Source organism: Rhodovulum visakhapatnamense (assembly GCF_004365965.1).
Classification (GTDB): Bacteria; Pseudomonadota; Alphaproteobacteria; order Rhodobacterales; family Rhodobacteraceae; genus Rhodovulum; species Rhodovulum visakhapatnamense.
Map to the genome: position 1 here is coordinate 11,868 of NZ_SOEB01000003.1, position 21,104 is coordinate 32,971.

Genomic DNA, 21,104 nt, shown 5'->3' on the forward strand with positions numbered 1-21,104 from the left:
CCGGGTCATGGTCCGGGGCGCGCCGATCCGGAGGGAGACGGACGGCATGCAACGACAGGACAGCCTCTGGCTGGGACCGCTCGGCCCGCCGGTGAAATGGGCGATGATCGTCTCGGGCGCTGCCGCGGCGGCGATGGCGCTGTGGCTGATCGCGGGCCAGGTCTGGCGTGCCGATCCCGTCGGCATGTTCGAGATGCTGCGCCCCGAGGGACGGCCCGAAGTGCCACTGATGCTGGGCAGCCTCGCGGCCGCGATGCTGTTCGCGGCACTGCACCTGTCGGACCGGAAAGGCGCCATCGAACGCCCGCCGACCGGGCCGATGGACATCGTGGCACTCGTGATGTCGCGGCTGGCGATGATCGGCATCGTCTGCGTGGTCGCCGCGATGATCTACGAGGTCGCCGCGCGCTATGTCTTCGAGAAACCGACGCTCTGGGCCAATGAACTGTCGCTCTGGATCGCCGGGTTCGTGTTTCTGCTGGCCGGGCTTTATGCCATGCAGCAGCGCAGCCATATCCGGATCTACGTGATCTACGACCTGCTGCCGCGGCCGTTGCAGAAGGCGGCCGACGTGGTGTCGGTCGGGCTGATCTGGGGCTTCTTCCTCTGCCTGCTCTGGGGCGGCTATGGCGAGGCGGTCACCAAATTCGCCCGGATGGAGACCTTCGGCACCGCCTGGGACCCGCCGCTTCCGGCCACGATCAAGCCCGCCATCCTGATCGTCATCGGACTGGTCGCGCTGCAGGCGCTGTCGAACCTGATCGCCGACTGGAACCGCCCGCCCGAATACCATTCCGCGCTCGACGATATCGACGAGACCGAAATCGCCAATATCCGCCGGACGCTGGAGGACTGAAATGGAGCTGATGCTCGACTTCGGCTGGATGAAGGTCTCGGATATCGGGACGATCAGCCTGATCCTGCTTCTGGGGATGTTCGCGCTTCTGGCCATCGGCATGCCGCTGGGCTTTGCCTCGGCCTTTCTGGCAGTCGCGACGCTGGTGATGAAATTCGGCCCCGATCTGCTGTTTCGCGATTTCGGGCGCGGCCCTTTCGCGGTGCTGGGTCAGGCGATCTACCGGCAGATGACCAATTACGTGCTGATCTCGATCCCGCTTTTCATCTTCATGGCGGCGCTGCTGGAACGATCCGGCATCGCGCGCGACATGTATTCCTCGCTGAACATGTGGCTGTCGCGGACCCGCGGCGGCATCGCGGTCGTGACCTCGATCATGGCGGTGATCATGGCGGCGATGTCGGGGATCATCGGCGGCGAGGTCGTTCTGCTGGGGCTGATCGCGCTGCCGCAGATGCTGCGGCTGGGCTATGACCGGAACCTCGCCATCGGCACGATCTGCGCCTCGGGCTCGCTGGGCACCATGATCCCGCCCTCGATCGTGCTGATCTTCTACGGGCTCGTGACCGAGACCTCGATCAAGGCGCTGTTCACCGCCTCCTTCCTGCCGGGCTTCATGCTGGCCTCGTTCTTCCTGATCTACATCCTGGTCAGGACCCGCCTGAACCCCGGCCTCGCCCCCCTGCCCCCCGCCGATCCGGGCGATCCGGCCGGGCGCGAGAAGGCGCTGATGTTTCTGGGCTTCCTGGCGCGGATGACGCTGTGGATCGCAGGCGCGCTGCTGGTCCGGGTGGCCTTCCTGACGGCGACCGGCGCCAATCGGATCGAGGAAGGGGTCGAGCCGATCTTCCTGGGCATGGTGTCGGACATTCCCTGGCTGGTCGGCGCGCTGGCGCTGGCGCTGGCCGCGATCCATCTGGCCGTCGGGCCGGCGCGGACCCGCGCGGGCTGGCAGATGGGCAAGGGGCTGGTCGCGCCGACCGTGGTGATCGGGGTGGTGCTGGGCTCGATCTATGGCGGCATCACCGGCATCACCGAGGCCGCGGGCATGGGCGTCGTCGCGGTCTTTGCGATCGGGCTGATCCGGCGCGAGATGACCTTCGAGATCGTCTGGGACAGCCTGATACGCACGCTGCGCTCGACCGGCACCATCATCTGGGTGACCATCGGCGCGGCCGCGCTGGCTGCGGCCTATACGCTGGCGGGCGGGCCGAACTATGTCGCGAACCTGATCGTCGGGGCGGACCTGCCGACCATGGGCATCATCCTCGTGATGATGCTGATCTTCCTCGTCATGGGCATGTTCATGGATTGGGTCGGCATCGTGCTGCTGATCATGCCGGTCTTCCTGCCCATCGTGCTGAAGCTGCCGCCCGCCGAGATCGGCGTGCTGGGTCAGCTTGACCCCCGGCATGTGGCGATCTGGTTCGGCGTCGTCTTCTGCATGAACATGCAGGTCAGCTTCCTGTCGCCGCCCTTCGGCCCCGCCGCCTTCTATCTGAAATCGGTGGCCCCGCCCGAGATTTCGCTGACCGACATCTTCAGCGGCTTCCTGCCCTTCATCGGCTTGCAGATCCTCGCTTTGTCGGTCCTGCTGATCTGGCCGCCCATCGTGACGCTGTTCCTGTGAGGGGAGCGCCGCACACCGGCGGGACCGGCCCGGAGGAGACGCGATGAAGACCGTCAGACTGTCCGAGGCCGACAATGTGGTCACCGCCGCCACGGCACTTGCCTTGGGCGAGGCGGGCGCGACCCAGCCGATTCCGATGGGCCACAAGATGGCGACCGAGACCATCGCAAGGGGCGCGCCGGTCCTGAAATACGCCCAGGTGATCGGCTATGCCGCCGATGACATCGCACCCGGCGCCCATGTCCATACCCATAATCTGGCCTTCCGCGCGGTCGAGGCCGACTATGCCTTCGCCACCAACCTGCGCCCGGCCCCGCCCGCACCGGCGGCGGATAGCTTCATGGGCTATCGCCGCCCGAACGGCCGGGTCGGCACGCGAAACTTCATCGCGGTTCTGAGTTCGGTCAACTGCTCGGCCACCGCCGCGCACCGGATCGCCGCGCATTTCACCCCCGACCGGCTGGCGCCCTACCCCCATGTCGACGGGGTCGCGGCCTTCGTTCATGGCACCGGCTGCGGCATGGCGGGCGCGGGCGAAGGGTTCGAGGCGCTGCAACGGGTGATCTGGGGCTATGCCCGCAACCCCAATGTCGGCGGCGTGCTGATGGCCGGGCTGGGCTGCGAGACGATGCAGATCGACTGGCTGATCGAGGCCTTCGGCCTGAGCCCGGGGCCGTTGTTCCAGCACATGACGATCCAGGACACGGGCGGGCTGCGCCGCACCGTCGAGGAGGGCATCGCGCGGATCGAGGCGATGCTGCCGCTGGTCGACGCGGCCCGCCGGACGCCCTGCCCGGCCTCGGATCTGGCCGTCGCGCTGCAATGCGGCGGCTCGGATGCCTGGTCGGGGATCACCGCGAACCCGGCTTTGGGCCATGCCTGCGACCTGCTGGTGGCCCAGGGCGGCACCGGCGTTCTGGCCGAAACGCCCGAAATCTACGGCGCCGAACATCTGCTGACCGCCCGCGCGAAGGACCGCGCCACCGGCGAAAAGCTGATCTCGCTCATTCGCTGGTGGGAGGATTATACCGCGCGCAACGGCGGCTCGATGGACAACAACCCGAGCCCCGGCAACAAGCGCGGCGGGCTGACCACCATCCTCGAAAAGTCGCTGGGCGCGGCCGCCAAGGGCGGCACGACGCCGCTGACCGCCGTGCTGCGCTATGCCGAGCCCATCGCCGAGACGGGCTTCGTCTTCATGGACAGCCCCGGCTACGACCCGGCCTCGGTGACGGGCCAGATCGCCTCGGGCTGCACGCTGGTCGCCTTCACCACCGGCCGCGGCTCGGCCTTCGGCTCGAAACCCGCCCCCACCGTCAAGATCGCCACCAACAGCGCGATGTTCACCCGCATGACCGAAGACATGGACGTGAATGCGGGCCGCATCCTCGAGGGCGCGGCCCGCGTCGAGGAGGTCGGGCGCGAGATCTACGATCTGTGGCTGCGGGTCGCGAGCGGCGAGACCACGAAATCCGAGGCGCAGGGGCTCGGCGATCATGAATTCGTGCCCTGGCAGATCGGCGCGGTGATGTGAACGGGACCTGTAAAGGAGAGGGAAATGGATGACCCGAGGATCGGCTTCGTCGGACTGGGCCTCATGGGCCGGGCCATGGTCGAATGCCTGCAGAAGAACGGGTTCGAGTTGACGGTGCTGGGCCATCGCGACCGTTCGGGGCTGGACGAGGCGCTGGCGCAGGGCGCGACCGAGGCCGCCTCGGGCCGGGCGCTGGCCGAGGAAAGCGACATCGTCATGCTCTGCATGGGCACCTCGGATCAGGTCGAGGCCCGGATCTATGGCCCGGACGGCATTCTTGCGGGCGCGCGCGAGGGGCAGGTGGTGATCGACTTCGGCACCTCGCTGCCCGCCTCGACCCTGAAGATCGGTGCCGATCTGGCCGAAAAGGGCGCGGTCTATCTGGATGCGCCGCTGGGGCGCACCCCCGCCCAGGCCCGCGAGGGGCTGCTGAACATCATGTGCGCGGGCGAGCGCGCCGCCTATGACCGGGTCAGGCCCGTGCTCGACGTCCTGGGCGAGAACGTCTTTCATCTGGGCAAGCTCGGCAACGGCCATACGATCAAGCTGATCAACAACTTCTTCGCCATGACCACCGCCTGCGCCATGTCCGAGGCCTTCGCCATGGCCGATGCCGCCGGGATCGAGCGCGAGGCGCTTTACGGCGTGATGTCGGCCGGGCCGCTGAAATCGGGAATGATGGATTTCATCCGCGCCTATGCGGTCGAGGGCCGGATCGATCTGGCCTTCTCGGTCGCGAATGCCGCCAAGGATGTCGGCTATTACCGGCGCATGACCGAGGATCTCGGCCGCGACAGCCCGATCTCGGGCGCGGCCGATGCCGCCCTGCGTGCCGCCCGCGACGGGGGCGCGGGCGATCTGATGGTGCCGCAGATGACAGACTGGATCGCAACCCATTCGAAAAAGGGACAGACATGAGACTGGACGGAAAACGCGCCTTTGTCACCGCCGCGGGTCAGGGCATCGGCCGGGCCATCGCCGAGGCCTTCGCGGCGGAAGGCGCAATCGTGGTCGCGACCGATCTCGACCCGACGCGGCTGACGGGGCTCACGGCCCAGACCTTCGGGCTGGACGTGACCGACAAGGCCGCCCTGACCGAGGCGATCCGCGCGGCCGATCCAGAGGTTCTGGTCAATTGCGCGGGCATCGTGCATGCGGGCACGCTGCTCGAGGCCACCGACGACGAGTTCGATTTCGCCCTCGCGCTGAATGTGCGGTCGCAATTCCACGCGATGCAGGCAGCATTGCCGGGCATGCTCAAGCGCGGCCATGGCTCGATCGTCAATATCTCGTCGGTCGTGTCGTCGCTGGTCGCGGCCCCCAACCGCTTTGTCTACGGCGCGACCAAGGCGGCGGTGATCGGCATGACCAAGTCGGTCGCGCTCGACTATGTCACGCGCGGTATCCGGGTGAACGCGATCTGCCCGGGCACGGTCGACAGCCCCTCGCTGCACGACCGGCTGCGCGCCATGGGCGATTACGAGGCCGCGCATCGCGCCTTCGTTGCCCGCCAGCCGATGGGTCGGATCGGCACCCCGGCCGAAATCGCCCATCTCGCGGTCTATCTCGCATCCGATGAAAGCGCCTTCACCACCGGCCAGACCCATGTGATCGACGGCGGCTGGGCGGTGGGCTGAGCCCCGATGGGCATCGGACGCCCGCGCGAGGATCGCAGGCTGACCGGCGTGCTGAGCATGGCGCTGGCGGTCACCTTCTTCACCTGCATCGACAGCTCGGCGAAATGGCTGATCCTCGCCGGGCTGCCCGCGCTGCAGGTGGTCTTCGCGCGCTATCTGATCCATTTCCTTCTGGCCCTTCTGGTGTTCCTGCCGCGCGAGGGGCTGTCGGCGCTGCGCTCGAACAGCCCGGTCCGGCAGGTGCTGCGCTCGGTCTTCCTGCTGGGCAGCACGATCTGCAATTTCGCGGCGCTGAAATATCTTCCGATCAAGGTGACGACCACCATCATGTTCGCGGGCCCCATCGCGGTGACGCTGCTGGCGATCCCGATGCTGGGCGAACGGGTCGGGCTGCGCCGGATCGCGGCGGTCTGCACGGGCTTTCTGGGCGTCGCGGTGGTGATGCAGCCCTGGGGCGCGGCCTTCCACCCGGCGATGTTGCTCAGCCTCGGCGCGCTGACCCTGGCCTCGCTTTACTTCGTGCTGACCCGGATGCTCGCGGGGATCGAGGCGATCTCGACCCAGCAGATCTGGTCGGCGGGCCTGGCGGCCCTGGCGATCCTGCCCTTCGTTCCGGGCGGCTGGGATTGGCCCGACGGGGGCACCGACTGGACCGTCTTCCTGCTGATCGGGGGCTTCGGCGCCGCGGGCCATATCGCCGCGACCGAGGCCCACCGGCTGGCCGATGCCTCGCTGCTGGCGCCTGTCGTCTATCTGCAGGTCTTCCTCGCGGCGCTCGCGGGCATCCTCGTCTTCGACACCTGGCCCACGGTCTGGACGCTTTGCGGCGGCGCCATCATCATCGCCTCGGGGCTCTACATCTGGCGCCGCGAACGCGCGCAGCTGGGATCCCCGAAACGCCCCGGCCCCTGAAGACCGCCCGCATCTTCTGCACCCAAGCCTCGATCCGGACTTCGCCAGCGCCCCCCCCAGCCCCCCTCGCCGGGATCGCCTGCGACGACGGCACCGTCGGCCGCGCCGCAGATGCGGGCCCTGCTGACGCCCGTCCCCCGGCGCCACGCGCCGAACCGCCGCCGTTGCTCGACCGGACCGGCAATCCGGTCCGCACCGCTCTCCTGAAAGCGCCTGTCCGGCTCGTAACAGACCGGGCCGCCCGTGCGCCCCGGACCAATCGAGCAACAGCCCGCCGCCCTTTCTTCTTGGCGTCTTCTTGGCCGAAATACCCCGGGGGTCCGGGGGCAGCGCCCCCGGCGGGTCGGCCCGCGCCAGCGGGACGAAACCTGGCGGCCCTCAGCCCCGGCCGATATAGGGCATCGTCGTCGCCATCACCGTCACGAAGGGCACATTGGCCTCGGGCGGCAGCCCGGCCATGAACAGCACCGTCCCGGCCACATGGGCCACATCCATCACCGGCTCGACCGCGATCCGGCCATCGGCCTGCGGCACGCCCCGGGTCATCGTCTCGGCCATGTCGGTCCGGGCATTGCCGATATCGATCTGCCCGCAGGCGATGCCATGGGCCCGCCCGTCCAGCGCCAGCGCCCGCGTCAGCCCGGTGATCGCGTGTTTCGAGGCCGTATAGGGCACCGAGCCCCAGCGCGGCACATGGGCCGAGACCGACCCGTTATTGATGATCCGCCCGCCCGGCGGGTCCTGCCGCCGCATCCGGGCGAAGGCCGCCCGGGCACAAAGGAGACTGCCGGTCAGGTTCACCTCGATGCAGCGCCGCCAATCCTCGACCGCGATCTCGTCAACCGGCGCCACCGGCACCGAAACGCCCGCATTGTTGAACAGCACGTCGATCCGCCCCCAGGCCGCCATCGCCCGATCGAAGGCGGCCTCGACCGAAGCCGCGTCGGTCACGTCGCAGGCCAGCACCAGCGCGCCCGGCCGCCCCTCGGCCACAGCCTCCAGCGCCGCCCCCCCGCGCCCGGCCAACCCGACCCGCCAGCCCGCCTCCAGAAAGGCCAGAGCGGTTGCCCGCCCGATCCCGCGCCCGGCCCCGGTGATGATGATGCTGCGTGTCATGCCCGCCTCAGTGATTGTCGCGCGGCAGAACGCGCGCGATCCGCCGATAGGCCGTGGCCAGTTCCAGACAGCCGCCATCGGCCAGCTGGCCGACATTGGCGCGATAGATCTCTTCCCAGGGGGTCTGGCTCACGATCTCGGGCGGCTCCCAGGCCTCGCGCCTCAGCTCCCATTCCGCGTCATCGACCAGCGCGTCGAGCCGCGAGGCGTTCAGATCAAGCCGCACCCGGTCGCCGGTCTTCAGCAAAGCCAGCCCGCCCCCCACCGCCGCCTCCGGCGAGGCGTTCAGGATCGAGGGGCTTTCCGAGGTGCCCGACTGCCGTCCGTCGCCGACCGTCGGCAGATGCCGGACGCCCTGTCTCACCAGCGCATCCGGCGGCTGCATGTTCACCACCTCGGCCGAGCCCGGATAACCGACGCAGCCGACATTGCGGATGAAGAGCATCGCGCTTTCGTCGATCTCGAGCTCGGGATCGTTGATCCGGGCATGGTAATCCTCGGGCCCCTCGAAGACCACGGCGCGGGCCTCATGCACACCCTCGCGGCCCGGCTCGGACAGGAAGCGCGCGCGGAATTCATCGGAAATCACCGAGGTCTTCATCAGCGCCGAGGCGAACAGATTGCCCGACAGCACCTTGAACCCGGCCTGCGTCCGCAGCGGCGCGTCATAGGGTGCGATCACGTCGGGGTCGGTGGACCGGACCCCGTCGAGGTTCTCGGCCAGGGTGCGGCCGGTCGCGGTCATCGCGCCCACATGCAGCCGCCCGGCCCGGGCCAGTTCTGCCATCACCGCGGGCACCCCGCCCGCGCGGAAGAAGCTTTCGCCCAGATATGCGCCCGCGGGCTGCATGTTGACCAGAAGCGGCACGTCATGGCCGATCTTTTCCCAGTCGGTCACGTCCAGTTCGACCCCCGCATGCCGCGCGATCGCCTGCAGATGCGGCGGCGCGTTGGTCGAACCGCCGATGGCGCTGTTGACGACGATGGCATTCTCGAAAGCGGCACGGGTCAGGATGTCGGACGGCTTCAGATCGTCCAGCACCATCTGAACGATCCGCCGGCCGGTCTCGTAGGCCATCGCCATCCGCTCGCGGAAGGGCGCGGGGATCGCGGCATTGCCGGTCAGGCTCATCCCCAGCGCCTCGGCCATGGCGTTCATCGTCGAGGCCGTGCCCATGGTGTTGCAATGCCCGAGCGACGGCGCCGAGGAACAGACCCGGTCCATGAACTCGTCATAATCGATCCTGCCCTCGGCCAGGAGGCGCCGGCTTTCCCAGACGATGGTGCCCGAGCCCGCGCGCTTGCCCTTCCACCAGCCATCGAGCATCGGACCGCCATTGAGCGCAATCGCCGGGATGTCGACCGTCGCCGCCCCCATCAGCAGCGCGGGCGTGGTCTTGTCGCAACCGGTGGTCAGCACCACCCCGTCCAGCGGATAGCCATGCAGGATCTCGACAAGCCCCAGATAGGCGAGGTTGCGGTCCAGCGCCGCCGTCGGCCGCTTGCCGGTTTCCTGCAGCGGATGGACCGGAAACTCCATCGGCACGCCGCCCGCCTCGCGGATGCCCGCCTTGATCCGGTCCATCAGGAAGACGTGGATCTTGTTGCAGGGCACCAGATCGGACCCGCTATTGGCGATGCCGATCACCGGGCGGCCCGATTGCAGCTCGCCCCGGGTGAAGGTCTGGTTCTGATAGCGCTCGACATACAGCGCGGTCATGCCGGGGTTGTTGGGATTGTCGAACCATTCCTGAGACCGGAACCGCTTGTTCGCGCGCGTATCGCTCATGCCTTCCTCCGCTTGCCGCCGGTCGGCCGCCCGTCTGCGACCCCCAAGGCGTCTGGCCTCAGCCGCCTCGGGGCCATGCCGCAGCGTCCCGCGCGGCCGGACCCCGGGCGGCCCTTGGCACAGCATTCCGATCTGGTATACCAAATGCAAGGGCAATCCGCACCGAATGCCCGAAGGTTCAGGGAGGACCTTGTCGTGACCGAGCGCCGCGCCAAAGCGCCGGCCCCGCCGCCGGGGCCGGCCCCGAAATCCTGCGTCCGGCCGGTCCCCGGAGCGCGCCCATGACCGAGGCACAGGCTTTTCGCAAGGGCGCCCTCGACTGCGCGCCGTTCATCCTGATCGTGGTGCCCTTCTCGCTGCTTTTCGGAGTGGTGGCGCGCGATGCCGGGCTGGACCTCTTGCAGGCCATGGCGATGTCGGTGCTGGTGATCGCGGGCGCCTCGCAATTCACGGCGCTGGCGCTTCTGGAAGATCACGCGCCGGTCTTCGTGGCTCTGCTGGCCGCGCTGGCGGTCAATCTGCGGATGGCGATGTATTCGGCCGCACTCGTGCCCTATCTCGGCCATGCACGGCTGGGGGTGCGGGCGCTGATGGCCTATCTCATGGTCGATCAGGCCTTCGCCGTCGCGGTCCGGACCTACGAGGCCGAGCCCGCCATGACGCCTGCGGCGCGCGTCGCCTATTACTTCGGCTGCATGGTCCTGATCTGCCCGTTCTGGTATGGCGGCACGCTGACCGGAGCCCTGGTCGGACAGGCGATCCCGGCCGAATTCTCGCTCGATTTCGCGGTGCCGGTCTGTTTCATCGCCCTGACCGCGCCGCTGATCCGGTCGCTGCCCCATGCGGTCGCGGCGCTGGTGTCGGCGCTGGCGGCGCTGGCGCTGGCCTGGCTGCCCTGGAGCCTCGGGCTGCCGGTCGCGGCGCTTGTCGCGATGATCACCGGCGCACAGACCGAACGCCTTCTGCTGAAAAGGCGCCGGGCATGATTTCCGACGCCGCCTTCTGGACCCTGACCGCCGCCCTTGCCGTCGGCACCTTCCTGATCCGGTTTTCCTTTCTGGGGATCTTCGGCCGCCGCACGCTGCCGCCCTGGGCGCTTTTGCACCTGAAATACGTGGGCGTCGCGGTGTTTCCGGCGCTGGTCGCGCCGCTTGTCCTCTGGCCCGAGGCGACCGGCGGCAGCCCCGACCCCGCCCGGCTGATCGCGGCGCTGGCAGCGCTCATAGCGGGACTTAGGGTCTCGGTCGTGGCGGCGATCGTCGCGGGGATGGGCACGCTTTACCTGATCGAAGCCGCCGCCCGCCTGCTGTGACCAGGTCCGCGCCGTCGCCCGAAAGACACGCGCGGCCCCCGATCCGAAGGGAGGCCTTTTCCTCGGCGGGCCGCTTGGTATACCAGAACGGAAGCGGCCGGAAGGCCCGGCCCCGGGGAGGAGGCCCCATGACGCATCTGCAGTTTGCCGACAGCCTGTCGCGGCTTGGCACGGAATCGGCCTTCACGGTGCTCGCGCGGGCCCAGTCGCTGGCCGCCCAGGGGCGCGACATCATCAATCTCGGCATCGGCCAGCCCGATTTCCGCACGCCCGATCATATCGTCGAGGCCGGTATCAAGGCGCTGCGGGACGGTCATCACGGCTATACCCCGGCCAACGGGCTGCCCGCGCTGCGCCATGCCGTTGCCACCGACCTGCACCGCCGTCACGGGGTCGAGGTCGATCCCGAAAATGTCGTGATCGTGCCCGGCGGCAAGCCCAGCATGTTCTTCGCCATGCTGATGTTCGGCCAGCCGGGGCGCGAGATCCTGTACCCCGATCCGGGCTTTCCGATCTATGAAAGCGCGATCCGCTATTCCGGCGCGACCCCGGTGCCGATCCCGCTGGAGGAACGCACGGGCTTTGCCTTCGAGGCCGACCGGGTGCTGGAACGGATCACCGACCGCACCAGCCTGATCGTGCTGAACAGCCCCGCCAACCCCACCGGCGGCATCACCCCGCGCGCCGAAATATCGCGCCTCGTCAAGGGGCTCGCGGCCTTTCCTCGGGTCGCGGTGCTGTCCGACGAGATCTATTCGTCGATGCTTTATGGCGGGCGCGAACATGTCAGCCTGCTGCAATATCCCGACATCCGCGACCGGCTGATCGTGCTCGATGGCTGGTCCAAGACCTATGCGATGACCGGCTGGCGGATCGGCTATGCGGTCTGGCCCGATGCCACGCTCGATCATGTGACGCGGCTGTGCATCAACGACCATTCCTGCGTGAACGCCGCCGCCCAGCACGCAGCGCTGGCCGCGCTGACGGGTCCCAAGGACGCGGTTGCCGCGATGGTCGCCGAGTTCGACCGCCGCCGCGCCCATATCGTGCGCGAGCTGAACGCCCTGCCGGGCTTTCGCTGCCCCGATCCCGGCGGCGCCTTCTATGCCTTCCCCAATATCGAGGGCACCGGAATGCGCGCGGCCGAGGCGCAGGACCTCTTCCTTGAAAAGGCGGGCGTCGCCACCATCGCGGGCACCGCTTTCGGCGCCCGGGGCGAAGGCTATCTGCGCCTGTCCTATGCCAGCTCGACCGAAACCCTCACCGAGGCCATCGCGCGGATCCGCGCGGTGCTCTGACGAAAGGCCGATCCATGACCGATACCCCCCTGCTGATCTGCGGCGCCGCCTTCACCGAGGACGAACGCGCGCGGCTGTCGACCGCCGTCTCGTCGGTGTCGGTCGACGGGCCCGGCGCCATCGCCGGGCTCGCCCCCGCAGGGACCGCGCGGCTGCGCGCCGTCGCCTACAAGGGCCACGAGCCCTTCGGCGCGGCCGAGATGGACCGCCTGCCGGGGCTGGGGCTGATCGCCAATTTCGGCGTCGGCTACGATGCCATCGACGTGGCCGCCGCCACCCAGCGCGGCATCCGCGTGACCAACACGCCCGATGTGCTGAACGACGATGTAGCCGATCTGGCGGTCGGGCTGATCCTCGCGCAGGCGCGCAGCCTCGTGCGCGGCGACGGCTGGGTGCGCAGCGGCCGCTGGACCAAATACGGCGCCATGCCGCTGGCGCGGAAGGTGTCGGGGGCGCGGGCGGGCATTGTCGGGCTCGGCCGGATCGGGCGCGAGATCGCCGACCGGCTGGCCGCCTTCAAGATGGAGATCCACTATCATTCGCGGCAGGAAAAAGAGACCCCCGGCTGGCAGTACCACGCCGATCCGGTCAGCCTGGCCCGCGCGGTCGATTTTCTGGTCGTGGCGCTGGTCGGCGGCCCCGAGACCCGCAACTATGTCTCGGCCGAGGCGATCGCCGCGCTGGGGCCGAAGGGCGTGCTGATCAACATCTCGCGCGGGACGACGGTCGACGAGGGCGCGCTGATCGCAGCCCTGGAAGAGCACCGGATCGCGGGCGCGGGGCTTGACGTCTATCTGGACGAACCGGCCATCGACCCGCGGTTCCAGGGGCTGGAGAACGTCGTGCTGCAACCGCATGTGGGCTCGGCCACCACCGAGACCCGGCGCGCCATGGCCGAGCTGCAACTGGCCAATATCCGCGCCTTCCTCGACGGCCAGCCGCTGCCGACCCCGGTCAACTGAGGACCGGGCCGCCGGGCAGGTCGTCCTCCAGGAACTGGCGGATGTTGTCGGCAAAGCTGTCATCGGCGGTCAGGCCCAGCGCCAGCGCCCGGTCGGCCCGGATGTCGTCGCGCCAGCCCGAGACGATGCGCTGGATCTCGGGCCGGGGCTCCCAGCGGATCAGACGCGCGGGCGCGGGCCCCGCGACCTCGGTCATGGCCGCGATCATCTGGCCGATGGTCCAGCGCCGCCCCGGCATGGTCATGCAGCGGTTCTGGCCCAGCGCGGCGGCCTCGATCTCGGCCGCGCGGATCAGGTTGGCGACGCAGCGGCGCGGGCCGAGGTAGTAATGCGCGAAATCGGGGCCAACCGGGCAGATCGCCTCTTGCCCCGACAGCGGCTCGCGGAAGATCCCCGACATGAAGGCCGAGGCGGCGCGGTTGGGCCGTCCCGGCCGCACCGAGATCGAGGGCAGCCGCAGCCCCCGCCCGTCGACCAACCCGCGCCGGGAATAGTCGTTCAGCAAGAGTTCGGCCACCGCCTTCTGGGTGCCGTAGGAGGTCTGCGGGTTGAGGAAGGTGGCGTCGGTCACAGGATCGGGCACCGCGCCGCCATAAACGGCAATCGACGAGGCGAAGACCAGCATCGGGTTGGTTCCAAGCGCACGGCAGCGCTCCAGCACGTTCAGGCTTCCGGCCAAGTTGACCGCCATCCCGGCATCGAGGTCTTCCTCGGCATGGGCCGAGACGACCGCCGCCAGATGGAAGATCACATCGGTCCCCGGCGCGATCCCGGCCGCGACCGAAGCCGGGTCCGCGATGTCGATCTTGAAGCTCTCGACCGGAAACGGTGCCTCGGGCACGGGCAGCGGGGCCAGATCGGCCAGAGCGAGCCCCGTGATCGGGCGCCCGCGCAGCGTGCCGCTCCGGGCCAGCGCCCGGGCCAGACGCCCGCCGAGAAACCCGCCCGCGCCGAGGATCAGGACCTTCATGGCGCCGCCTGCAGGGCCGCGCCCTCTGGTGCGAAGATGTCGGGCGCAAGCGCGCCGCGGCGCTGGATCACCGCGCCTGCCAGCGCTGCTGCCCGACGGACGGCCTCGGGCGGCGCGGCCCCGGTCGCGCGCGCGGCCAGAAACCCGGCCGCGAAGCTGTCGCCCGCCGCCGTGCTGTCGACCACCCGCGCGACGGGCTCGGGCGCGATCTCGGCCTCCGTGCCCTCGGCCGAGAGCAGGATCGGCGCGGCGCCGTTCTTGACCACCACCGTCGTCGCCCCGGCCGCGCGGTAGCGCGCCACGGTGGCCTCGGGCGAGGCATCGCCGAAGGCCGCCTGTTCCTCGTCGAAGGACGGCAGCACGGTGTCGGCGACCGAGGCGCCCAGCATCAGCCCGGCCCGCATCTCGGCCGCGTCCGCCCAGAGCCGGGGCCGCACATTGGTATCGAAGCTCACCCGCGCCCCCGCCGCCCGGGCCCGCGCCAGCGCCGCACACAGACGCTCGCGCGCCTCGGGCGCAAGGATCGCCAGCGTGATGCCCGAGACATGCAAGAGATCGCGCCCGGCAAAGACCTTGTCGAGCCAGTCCGGATCGTCGGCCATCGCCTTCGCCGCCGCCTGCCCGCGCCAGTAGGAAAAGCTGCGCTCGCCGTCCTTCAGCGCGATCATGTAAAGCCCCACGGTCCGCCCCTCGATCCGGCGGATCGCCCCGGTCTCGACGCCCTCGGCCGCCATGAAGGCCAGCATGTCGTCCGAGACCGCATCGCTGCCGACGGCGGTCGCATAGCCGACCGACCAGTCCGCGGGCAGCAGCCGCCGGGCGTACCAGGCACAATTGAAGGTGTCCCCGGCAAAACCCATGCGAAAAAGCCCGTCCGTGGCCGGGGCAAGCTCTACCATGCATTCGCCGATGGCGAGAAAGGAACGATCCGGCATCTGTCTCCCTGCGGCCTGAACCCGCGCGACAGGCGCGGCGCGCCCCCGGTTCTATCCGGTTTTCCGCCGCCTCGGCTAGGGACCTGTCCGCCCTTTCCGGCCGATTTCCCTGCCGGGCCCGCCCGGGCTGCCGCGCGACCGCCGGATCGGCGCCCCGCAGGCGTCGCGAGACGGCGCGCCCCAGGCGGCAACCGCCCCGTCGCCGGTCTTTCCCCGGCGCCGCGACATGGTATACCAAATGCCGGGGCTGTCCTGGCCCCGCGAGACCGGGAGGGAACATGGATCTTTTCGACCTGAGCGGACGCACGGCGCTGGTGACCGGTGCATCTATGGGGATCGGGCTGGGGCTTGCCCGGGCGCTGGCGGCGGCCGGGGTCCGGGTGGTGCTGAACGCGCGCGGGGCCGAGCGGCTGGAGGAGGCCGCCGCGACGCTCCGCGCCGAAGGGGCCGGGGTCGACATCCTGCCCTTCGACGTGACCGATGCCGAGGCCGCGGCGCGCGCCATCGACGGCTACGAGGCCCGGCGGCCCATCGACATCCTGATCAACAATGCAGGCATCCAGCACCGCGCGGCGCTGGAGGGGTTTCCGGTCGAGGCCTTCGACCGGCTGATGCGCACCAATGTCAACGCGGCCTTCTATGTCGCCCGCGCCCTCGCGCCCCACATGATCGCGCGGGGACGCGGACGGATCGTCAACATCGCCAGCGTTCAGGCCGCGCTGGCCCGGCCCGGAATCGCGCCCTACACCGCCTCGAAAGGGGCCATCGTCAACCTGACCAAGGGCATGGCCACCGACTGGGCGCGGCACGGGCTGTGCTGCAACGCTATCGCGCCGGGCTATTTCGATACGCCCCTGAATGCGGCCCTCGTGGCCGACCCCGAGTTCTGCGCCTGGATCGAACGGCGCACCCCGGCCGGGCGCTGGGGCCGGATCGAGGATCTGGCCGGAGCCTGCATCTTCCTGGCCTCCGACGCCTCGGCTTTCGTCAACGGCCAGGTGATCTATGTCGATGGCGGCATGACCGCCTGCCTCTAGGCGACCTTGGCCCCGAAGCGCGCCATCCAGCCGAGACTGTCGCCGGTCGGACCAGGGGGCGGTATTCCGCCCCCACGGGCGCGGCATGGCCCGGCCGGTCGAGCAACGCGAAGACATGGGCGTAATCCAGCTCGCCATGATCGGGCGGGCCGCGGTCGGGCACCGAGGCCACCTGCACATGACCGATCAGCGGCATCAGCGCCTGCAGCCGGGCCGAGACATCGCCCTCGGCGCGCTGCACATGGTAGCAATCGAACATCAGCCGCAGGTTCGGCGCGGCCACCCGGTCGATCATCGCCACGGCCTCGGCGGTGCTGGCCAGCGCATAGCCCGGCACGTCATGGGGGTTGATCGGCTCGATCAGGATGCCGATGCCATAGGGCGCGGCCTCGAGACAGGCATAGGCCAGCGCCGCGGCCAGCGCGGCCTCGGCCTCGGGCCCGCGGGCGCATCCGGCCATGGCATGGATCTGCGGCACCCCGAGCGCCGCGGCCCAGGCGATCGACTGGTCGATCGCGGCCCGCGCCTCGTGCTCGCGCCCGGGCAGGGCACACAGCCCGAACTCGCCCGCATCCCGGTCGCCGGGACGGGTGTTCAGCGCCAGCATCGGCAGGCCGGTCTCGTCGAGGGCCGCGCGGATCGCGGCGCGCGGCGTGTCATAGGGCCAGTGGCATTCGACGGCAGAGAAGCCTGACGCCGCCGCCGCGCGGATCGCATCGGGCAACGCGAGCTCGCGCCAGAGAAACCCCAGATTGGCAGAGAACCTCACGTTCCCCTCCGGATCGGCTGAACCGCGTTTCGCCCTCATCGCTAGCGGCGCCGCCCCGGACCTGTCAAGCGCGCCCTTTCCTGCCCGCCGCTTCCGGTGTATCGCGAATGCCTCTTCCCTCAGCCGGAGCCCGGATGACCGACCCCGCCCCCTTCGAGATCTTCCTCGCCGCCCTGCCGGGGCTCGAGCCGCTTCTGGCCGAAGAGGCCCGCGCGGCGGGCTTTGCCGGTCCCGTGACGGTCGCGGGCGGCGTCACCGTCCAGGGCGGCTGGCCCGAGGTCTGGCGCGCCAATCTGGTGCTGCGCGGCGCCTCGCGGGTGCTGGTCCGGATCGGCGCCTTTCGGGCCTTCCATCTGGCCCAGCTCGACAAGCGGGCACGAAAATTCGACTGGGCCGCGGTGCTCCGGCCCGACCGGCCGGTGCGGGTCGAGGTGCAGTGCCGGGCCTCGAAGATCTACCATGCGGGCGCCGCCGCCCAGCGGATCGAGCGCGCCCTCGCCGAGACGCTCGGCGCGCCCATTGGCGGCGAGGACGCGATCGCGCTCAAGGTGCGGATCGACGACAATCTGGTGACGCTCAGCCTTGACAGCTCGGGCGAACCGCTGCACCGGCGCGGCCATAAACAGGCGGTCGGCAAGGCCCCGCTGCGCGAAACGATGGCGGCCCTCTTCCTGCGCGCCTGCGGTTTCGACGGCACCGAACCGGTGGTCGACCCGATGTGCGGCTCGGGCACCTTCCCGATCGAGGCGGCTGAAATCGCGGGCGGGTTCGCGCCCGGCCGCGACCGCAGCTTCGCCTTCGAGGACTTCGCCAGCTTCGATCCGGCGGCCTGGACCGCAATGAAGGCCCCCAGGCCCGCGCCTGCGGCACAGGTCCGCTTCTTCGGCTCGGACCGCGATGACGGGGCGATCCGGATGGCCACCGCCAATGCCGCCCGCGCCGGTGTCGCGGACCGGACCGACTTCCGCCGCCACGCGGTCAGCGACCTGGTCCGGCCCGACGGCCCGCCCGGCCTCGTGATGGTCAACCCGCCCTATGGCGCACGGATCGGCGAGCGAAAGCTTCTGTTCGCGCTCTACGGCGCCCTCGGGGCAACGCTGCGCGAGCGGTTCGCTGGCTGGCGGGTCGGGCTCGTCACCAGCGACGAGGGGCTTGCCCGGGCGACGGGCCTGCCTTTCCTGCCCCCCGGCGCGCCGGTCGCCCATGGCGGACTGAAAGTGCGGCTCTTCCGGACGGCGCCCCTGCCCTGACCTCTTTCCCATGACCGATGGTCCGTCATGGGTATTTTCGCCAAGAAGAAATCGGACGCCATCTTCTTCTTGGCAGAAATACCCAAAGGATCGCGGCCCCAAAGGGGTCGCCCAGTAAAAGCGTGCGCGGAACGCGCTCCGGTGGAACAGGATCAGGGCAGCTCGATGAAGCTCCCATAGGGAAACTTCATCTGCCAGGCGCCTTCGCGCCCGGCATGGTGAAGGGCGGCCCGCATCAGTCCGGCATGGGTCACCGCCAGAACCGTCCCGGCCCCATGCATCTCTTCGAGAAAGGGCACGACGCGGGCATAGAACATGCCGACGCTCTCGCCGCCATGGGGGCGCGACTCGTAGAAATGCGCGGCCCAGTGATCGAGCCCGTCGCGCGGCACCTCGGCCCAGGGCGTGCCCTCCCAGGCGCCGAAATCGATCTCGATCAGGCGGGGATCGGTCTCGACCGGCAGGCCGCGCGCCGCGCCGATATGATCGGCCAGACGGGTGCAGCGCAAAAGCGGGCTGGACAGGACCCGGTGGACCGGAGGAAGCGCCGCCAGCACCTCTGCCGCCTCTTCGGAGAAGCTTTCCGCGGGCGGATAGTCGGTGCGGCCGTAGCAGGTGCCCTCGGCCACGTCCGGGCGGGTATGGCGCAGAAGGATCACACCCATGCCAGAAGCCCCAGCAGGATCGCGATCTCAGAGACCTGCTGCACCGCGCCCAGCCCGTCTCCGGTATGCCCGCCAAGCCGACGGGTCAGCATCCGCCCCGTCCAGAGCGTGGCCGCCACAGCCAGCGCCAGCGCCGTCAGGGCCGCGCCTCCCCCTGCACCGATCCAGAGGCCGAGTGCGATCAGCGCGCCGGTCCCCCAGGCGATGGCCATCCCGTCCCGGCCAGGACCGGCCGCGGCAAAGGCGGCCTTGCCCTCGGTCCGCGCATAGGGCAGCCGCACCATCACGATCACCGAGGCCAGTCGGCTGAGCCCATGCGCCGCGACCAGCGCACCCGCCGCCGCCCAGCCGCCCGCCGCCGCGCCAAGCCCGGCCAGCGCCGCCGCCTTCAGCCCCAGCGCCAGCATCAGGGTCACCGCGCCATAGCTGCCGATCCGGCTGTCGCGCATGATTTCCAGCGCCCGCTCGCGCGTCAGCCCGCCGCCAAGCCCGTCGGCCATGTCGGCCAGCCCGTCCTCATGCAGCGCCCCGGTCAGCCGCACGCCCGCAGCAAGTGTCAGGACCGCCGCAACCGCCGGGGGAAAGACCGCCGCCGCGGCCGCGTAGACCAGCCCCAGAGCCGCGCCGATCAGCGCCCCGCACAGCGGGAAATAGCGCGTGGCCCGGCGCATCCGGTCGGGCGTGTAGCCCGGATCGGCGGGCAGCGGCAGGCGGCTGACGAATTGCAGCGCCAGGACGACCAGCCGCACCTCTTCCCTTGCCCGGGCGGCAGGAGTCATTGCGGCCCCGTCACGCCGGCATCGTCGAAGCTGGCCATGGTGTTCAGCATCTCGCCCGCGGCCTTCAGAAGCGGCCAGGCCAGAAGCGCGCCGGTGCCCTCGCCCAGCCGCAGCCCCAGCCGCAGCAGCGGTTCGGCCCCGAGAGCGTCGAGCAGCGCGCCATGGCCCTGTTCCTCGGAGCGGTGCGAGAAGACCATCGCCGCCCGGGTTCCGGGCGCGATGCGGGCGGCGGCAAGCGCGGCCGCGGTCGCGATGAACCCGTCGACGATGATGACCTTCTTCGCCTCGGCCGCGCCGATCATCGCGCCGGCCATCATCGCAACCTCGAAGCCGCCATACTGGGCCAGCGCCTCCTGCGGGCCAAGATCGCCGGTCCGCGCTGCGGCGCGTTCCAGAACCTGCCGCTTGTGCGTCAGCCCGTCATCGTCAAGCCCCGTGCCCCGGCCCACCAGGATGTCGAGCCCGACCCCGGTCAGCTTGTGGCCGAGCGCGGCCGCCGAGGCGGTATTGGCGATCCCCATCTCGCCATAGGCCACCGCATCGGCGGGGCTTTCGGCACCAAGCTTGCGGCCCTCTTCCAGCGCGCGCGCGCACTCTTGGGCGCTCATCGCGGGCTCGTGCAGGAAGCTCTTGGTGCCCGCGCCGATCCGGCGCTCGATCAGGTCCGCAAGGCCGAAAGGCTCGCCCGCGATCCCGGCATCGACGACCTTCATCCGGGCGCCGACGGCGCGCGCGAAGGCATTGGCCCCGGCCCCGCCCGCCAGATAGTTCAGCACCATCTGCCGCGTCACTTCCTGCGGAAATTTCGACACGCCCTCGGTGGCAATGCCATGATCGGCCGCGAAGATCGTCAACTCGCAGCTGTCCATCCGCGGACTCAGCGTGCCCTGCACGGTGGCGATGACCGTCGCCAGATCCTCGATCCGGCCGAGCGAGCCCAGGGGCTTGGTCTTGAAGTCGATCTTGTGCTGGAGCGCGGCGGCGAAATCGGTGTCGGTGGTCATCCGGTGGAGCCTCTCGTTGCTGTCGCGGCGTGTCTTAGGCCGGGGCGGCGGGCGCTGCAATCGGCAACGGCAGATGCGACGAGCCAAGGCGCCGCAGCAGCAGCGGAGGAGAAGAAGAGCGCCCGGGCCGCGTTTTCCAGACCGACCAGACCAATCTGCCGGCGCTGAACGCGGGCGCCGAGGCGGCGCGCGCGGCCGAGTCGGGTCATCTCTGGAGGCCCCTGCGCAACGAAGACCGCATGAGATGCGGGATCGTCGGCTGCACGGCATAGAGCTGCAAGGCATAGAGACAGGCGCCCAACGGCAGCAGCGTGTGTCGCCGGAAGGCGACGACAACCGCTTCGTCTTCCGCGCTCAGAACGGCTGAGCGCGGCTTTGTCGGTCCCGTCTTGCGATCCTCGACCGACTGCCGCTTCCGCCACCTCGCAAGCGTCTTCGGGTTCGTCGGGAAGACGATTCACCGGATCGTTCTCCGGTCCTCCTCACGCCCAAGCTCCCTGCTCAGCTCCACGGTCGAAGCTTGGAAACGCTGTATTTCCGCTTTGGCAGCGTGCGCGGTCGTGGCGCAGCCATGGCGAACGCGTCCCGGAAGGCGTTCTTCCATTCCAGTGAAACTGGTCGCACCGTCAAACCGTCGGATCAAGCAACC

20 protein-coding genes and 1 pseudogene are annotated in these 21,104 nt (G+C 69.7%); 12 read left to right on the plus strand and 9 right to left on the minus strand.

The genetic code is table 11. From position 1 onward, the window contains the following. Nucleotides 1-46: 46 nt before the first annotated feature. The 6 genes from EV657_RS03395 to EV657_RS03420 are packed head-to-tail and all read left to right on the plus strand — an operon-like array spanning nucleotide 47 to nucleotide 6,569. The gene (locus tag EV657_RS03395) at nucleotides 47-856 is read left to right on the plus strand and encodes a TRAP transporter small permease subunit (protein ID WP_113669826.1); all 810 of its coding nucleotides are present in this window, start codon (nucleotides 47-49) and stop codon (nucleotides 854-856) included. 1 nt (nucleotide 857) lies between these two features. Continuing rightward, a complete protein-coding gene (locus EV657_RS03400; protein ID WP_207802457.1) occupies nucleotides 858-2,486 on the plus strand; it encodes a TRAP transporter large permease in 1,629 nt (542 codons plus the stop codon). Between the two features lie 43 nt (nucleotides 2,487-2,529). Further along, complete coding sequence (locus EV657_RS03405) at nucleotides 2,530-4,020, plus strand: UxaA family hydrolase (RefSeq protein WP_134077139.1); 1,491 nt, start codon at nucleotides 2,530-2,532, stop codon at nucleotides 4,018-4,020. 24 nt (nucleotides 4,021-4,044) lie between these two features. After that, nucleotides 4,045-4,938, plus strand: a complete 894-nt coding sequence (locus EV657_RS03410) for an NAD(P)-dependent oxidoreductase (RefSeq protein WP_134077140.1) — start codon at nucleotides 4,045-4,047, stop codon at nucleotides 4,936-4,938. After that, the gene (locus EV657_RS03415; RefSeq protein ID WP_075785984.1) at nucleotides 4,935-5,657 is read left to right on the plus strand and encodes an SDR family oxidoreductase; all 723 of its coding nucleotides are present in this window, start codon (nucleotides 4,935-4,937) and stop codon (nucleotides 5,655-5,657) included. Before EV657_RS03410 ends, EV657_RS03415 begins: the two co-directional genes overlap by 4 nt. Nucleotides 5,658-5,663: 6 nt before the next feature. Further along, nucleotides 5,664-6,569: a DMT family transporter gene (locus tag EV657_RS03420; protein WP_134077141.1), complete on the plus strand. Its 906-nt coding sequence runs from the start codon at nucleotides 5,664-5,666 to the stop codon at nucleotides 6,567-6,569. Between the two features lie 378 nt (nucleotides 6,570-6,947). On the opposite strand, the gene EV657_RS03425 is transcribed toward EV657_RS03420, so the two are convergent. Together EV657_RS03425 and EV657_RS03430 are read right to left on the minus strand one after the other, a co-directional pair. Further along, nucleotides 6,948-7,685 carry an SDR family oxidoreductase gene (locus EV657_RS03425; protein WP_134077142.1) on the minus strand — a complete coding sequence of 246 codons (738 nt, stop codon included), beginning with the start codon at nucleotides 7,683-7,685 and terminating at the stop codon, nucleotides 6,948-6,950. 7 nt (nucleotides 7,686-7,692) lie between these two features. Continuing rightward, the gene (locus EV657_RS03430; RefSeq protein WP_134077143.1) at nucleotides 7,693-9,474 is read right to left on the minus strand and encodes an IlvD/Edd family dehydratase; all 1,782 of its coding nucleotides are present in this window, start codon (nucleotides 9,472-9,474) and stop codon (nucleotides 7,693-7,695) included. A gap of 281 nt (nucleotides 9,475-9,755) precedes the next feature. Here EV657_RS03430 and EV657_RS03435 point away from each other — a divergent pair, with 281 nt between their 5' ends. The 4 genes from EV657_RS03435 (at nucleotide 9,756) to EV657_RS03450 (ending at nucleotide 13,046) form a co-directional block, all read left to right on the plus strand. Then, the gene (locus EV657_RS03435; RefSeq protein WP_113669833.1) at nucleotides 9,756-10,460 is read left to right on the plus strand and encodes an AzlC family ABC transporter permease; all 705 of its coding nucleotides are present in this window, start codon (nucleotides 9,756-9,758) and stop codon (nucleotides 10,458-10,460) included. After that, nucleotides 10,457-10,786: an AzlD domain-containing protein gene (locus tag EV657_RS03440; RefSeq protein ID WP_075785989.1), complete on the plus strand. Its 330-nt coding sequence runs from the start codon at nucleotides 10,457-10,459 to the stop codon at nucleotides 10,784-10,786. The genes EV657_RS03435 and EV657_RS03440 overlap by 4 nt, the downstream gene beginning before the upstream one ends. A 128-nt stretch (nucleotides 10,787-10,914) precedes the next feature. Next, on the plus strand, nucleotides 10,915-12,084 hold the full coding sequence (locus tag EV657_RS03445) for a pyridoxal phosphate-dependent aminotransferase (RefSeq protein WP_134077144.1): 1,170 nt from the start codon (nucleotides 10,915-10,917) through the stop codon (nucleotides 12,082-12,084). Between the two features lie 14 nt (nucleotides 12,085-12,098). After that, complete coding sequence (locus EV657_RS03450; RefSeq protein ID WP_134077145.1) at nucleotides 12,099-13,046, plus strand: 2-hydroxyacid dehydrogenase; 948 nt, start codon at nucleotides 12,099-12,101, stop codon at nucleotides 13,044-13,046. Here EV657_RS03450 and denD read toward each other — a convergent pair. Together denD and EV657_RS03460 are read right to left on the minus strand one after the other, a co-directional pair. After that, nucleotides 13,039-14,016, minus strand: a complete 978-nt coding sequence (gene denD, locus EV657_RS03455) for a D-erythronate dehydrogenase (RefSeq protein ID WP_134077146.1) — start codon at nucleotides 14,014-14,016, stop codon at nucleotides 13,039-13,041. The two genes, EV657_RS03450 and denD, sit on opposite strands and share 8 nt — an antisense overlap. Beyond that, nucleotides 14,013-14,951, minus strand: a complete 939-nt coding sequence (locus EV657_RS03460; protein WP_075785993.1) for a sugar kinase — start codon at nucleotides 14,949-14,951, stop codon at nucleotides 14,013-14,015. The genes denD and EV657_RS03460 overlap by 4 nt, the downstream gene beginning before the upstream one ends. A 278-nt stretch (nucleotides 14,952-15,229) precedes the next feature. Between EV657_RS03460 and EV657_RS03465 the strand changes: the two genes are divergently transcribed. Beyond that, nucleotides 15,230-15,988, plus strand: coding sequence for an SDR family oxidoreductase (locus EV657_RS03465; RefSeq protein ID WP_113669839.1), 759 nt, complete (start codon nucleotides 15,230-15,232; stop codon nucleotides 15,986-15,988). Here EV657_RS03465 and EV657_RS03470 read toward each other — a convergent pair. Further along, nucleotides 15,939-16,757: a hydroxypyruvate isomerase family protein gene (locus tag EV657_RS03470; protein ID WP_208323213.1), complete on the minus strand. Its 819-nt coding sequence runs from the start codon at nucleotides 16,755-16,757 to the stop codon at nucleotides 15,939-15,941. The genes EV657_RS03465 and EV657_RS03470 overlap by 50 nt on opposite strands. Before the next feature lie 134 nt (nucleotides 16,758-16,891). Between EV657_RS03470 and EV657_RS03475 the strand changes: the two genes are divergently transcribed. Next, nucleotides 16,892-18,007, plus strand: a complete 1,116-nt coding sequence (locus EV657_RS03475; protein ID WP_134077147.1) for a THUMP domain-containing class I SAM-dependent RNA methyltransferase — start codon at nucleotides 16,892-16,894, stop codon at nucleotides 18,005-18,007. A gap of 152 nt (nucleotides 18,008-18,159) precedes the next feature. On the opposite strand, the gene cobC is transcribed toward EV657_RS03475, so the two are convergent. The 4 genes and pseudogenes from cobC to EV657_RS22070 all read right to left on the minus strand — a co-directional run. Then, on the minus strand, nucleotides 18,160-18,672 hold the full coding sequence (gene cobC / locus EV657_RS03480) for an alpha-ribazole phosphatase (protein ID WP_075785997.1): 513 nt from the start codon (nucleotides 18,670-18,672) through the stop codon (nucleotides 18,160-18,162). Next, nucleotides 18,663-19,451, minus strand: coding sequence for an adenosylcobinamide-GDP ribazoletransferase (cobS, locus tag EV657_RS03485; RefSeq protein WP_113669842.1), 789 nt, complete (start codon nucleotides 19,449-19,451; stop codon nucleotides 18,663-18,665). The genes cobC and cobS overlap by 10 nt, the downstream gene beginning before the upstream one ends. Next, nucleotides 19,448-20,455 carry a nicotinate-nucleotide--dimethylbenzimidazole phosphoribosyltransferase gene (gene cobT, locus EV657_RS03490; RefSeq protein ID WP_075785999.1) on the minus strand — a complete coding sequence of 336 codons (1,008 nt, stop codon included), beginning with the start codon at nucleotides 20,453-20,455 and terminating at the stop codon, nucleotides 19,448-19,450. The genes cobS and cobT overlap by 4 nt, the downstream gene beginning before the upstream one ends. 208 nt (nucleotides 20,456-20,663) lie before the next feature. After that, nucleotides 20,664-21,059, minus strand: a pseudogene (locus tag EV657_RS22070) (hypothetical protein); the annotation flags it as partial. Nucleotides 21,060-21,104 lie beyond the last annotated feature (45 nt).

Coding starts and splice junctions, on each gene's coding strand:
- EV657_RS03395 (WP_113669826.1), top strand. CDS start 47: ATGCAACGACAGGACAGCCTCTGGCTGGGACCGCTCGGCCCGCCGGTG.
- EV657_RS03400 (WP_207802457.1), top strand. CDS start 858: ATGGAGCTGATGCTCGACTTCGGCTGGATGAAGGTCTCGGATATCGGG.
- EV657_RS03405 (WP_134077139.1), top strand. CDS start 2,530: ATGAAGACCGTCAGACTGTCCGAGGCCGACAATGTGGTCACCGCCGCC.
- EV657_RS03410 (WP_134077140.1), top strand. CDS start 4,045: ATGGATGACCCGAGGATCGGCTTCGTCGGACTGGGCCTCATGGGCCGG.
- EV657_RS03415 (WP_075785984.1), top strand. CDS start 4,935: ATGAGACTGGACGGAAAACGCGCCTTTGTCACCGCCGCGGGTCAGGGC.
- EV657_RS03420 (WP_134077141.1), top strand. CDS start 5,664: ATGGGCATCGGACGCCCGCGCGAGGATCGCAGGCTGACCGGCGTGCTG.
- EV657_RS03425 (WP_134077142.1), bottom strand. CDS start 7,685: ATGACACGCAGCATCATCATCACCGGGGCCGGGCGCGGGATCGGGCGG.
- EV657_RS03430 (WP_134077143.1), bottom strand. CDS start 9,474: ATGAGCGATACGCGCGCGAACAAGCGGTTCCGGTCTCAGGAATGGTTC.
- EV657_RS03435 (WP_113669833.1), top strand. CDS start 9,756: ATGACCGAGGCACAGGCTTTTCGCAAGGGCGCCCTCGACTGCGCGCCG.
- EV657_RS03440 (WP_075785989.1), top strand. CDS start 10,457: ATGATTTCCGACGCCGCCTTCTGGACCCTGACCGCCGCCCTTGCCGTC.
- EV657_RS03445 (WP_134077144.1), top strand. CDS start 10,915: ATGACGCATCTGCAGTTTGCCGACAGCCTGTCGCGGCTTGGCACGGAA.
- EV657_RS03450 (WP_134077145.1), top strand. CDS start 12,099: ATGACCGATACCCCCCTGCTGATCTGCGGCGCCGCCTTCACCGAGGAC.
- denD (WP_134077146.1), bottom strand. CDS start 14,016: ATGAAGGTCCTGATCCTCGGCGCGGGCGGGTTTCTCGGCGGGCGTCTG.
- EV657_RS03460 (WP_075785993.1), bottom strand. CDS start 14,951: ATGCCGGATCGTTCCTTTCTCGCCATCGGCGAATGCATGGTAGAGCTT.
- EV657_RS03465 (WP_113669839.1), top strand. CDS start 15,230: ATGGATCTTTTCGACCTGAGCGGACGCACGGCGCTGGTGACCGGTGCA.
- EV657_RS03475 (WP_134077147.1), top strand. CDS start 16,892: ATGACCGACCCCGCCCCCTTCGAGATCTTCCTCGCCGCCCTGCCGGGG.
- cobC (WP_075785997.1), bottom strand. CDS start 18,672: ATGGGTGTGATCCTTCTGCGCCATACCCGCCCGGACGTGGCCGAGGGC.
- cobS (WP_113669842.1), bottom strand. CDS start 19,451: ATGACTCCTGCCGCCCGGGCAAGGGAAGAGGTGCGGCTGGTCGTCCTG.
- cobT (WP_075785999.1), bottom strand. CDS start 20,455: ATGACCACCGACACCGATTTCGCCGCCGCGCTCCAGCACAAGATCGAC.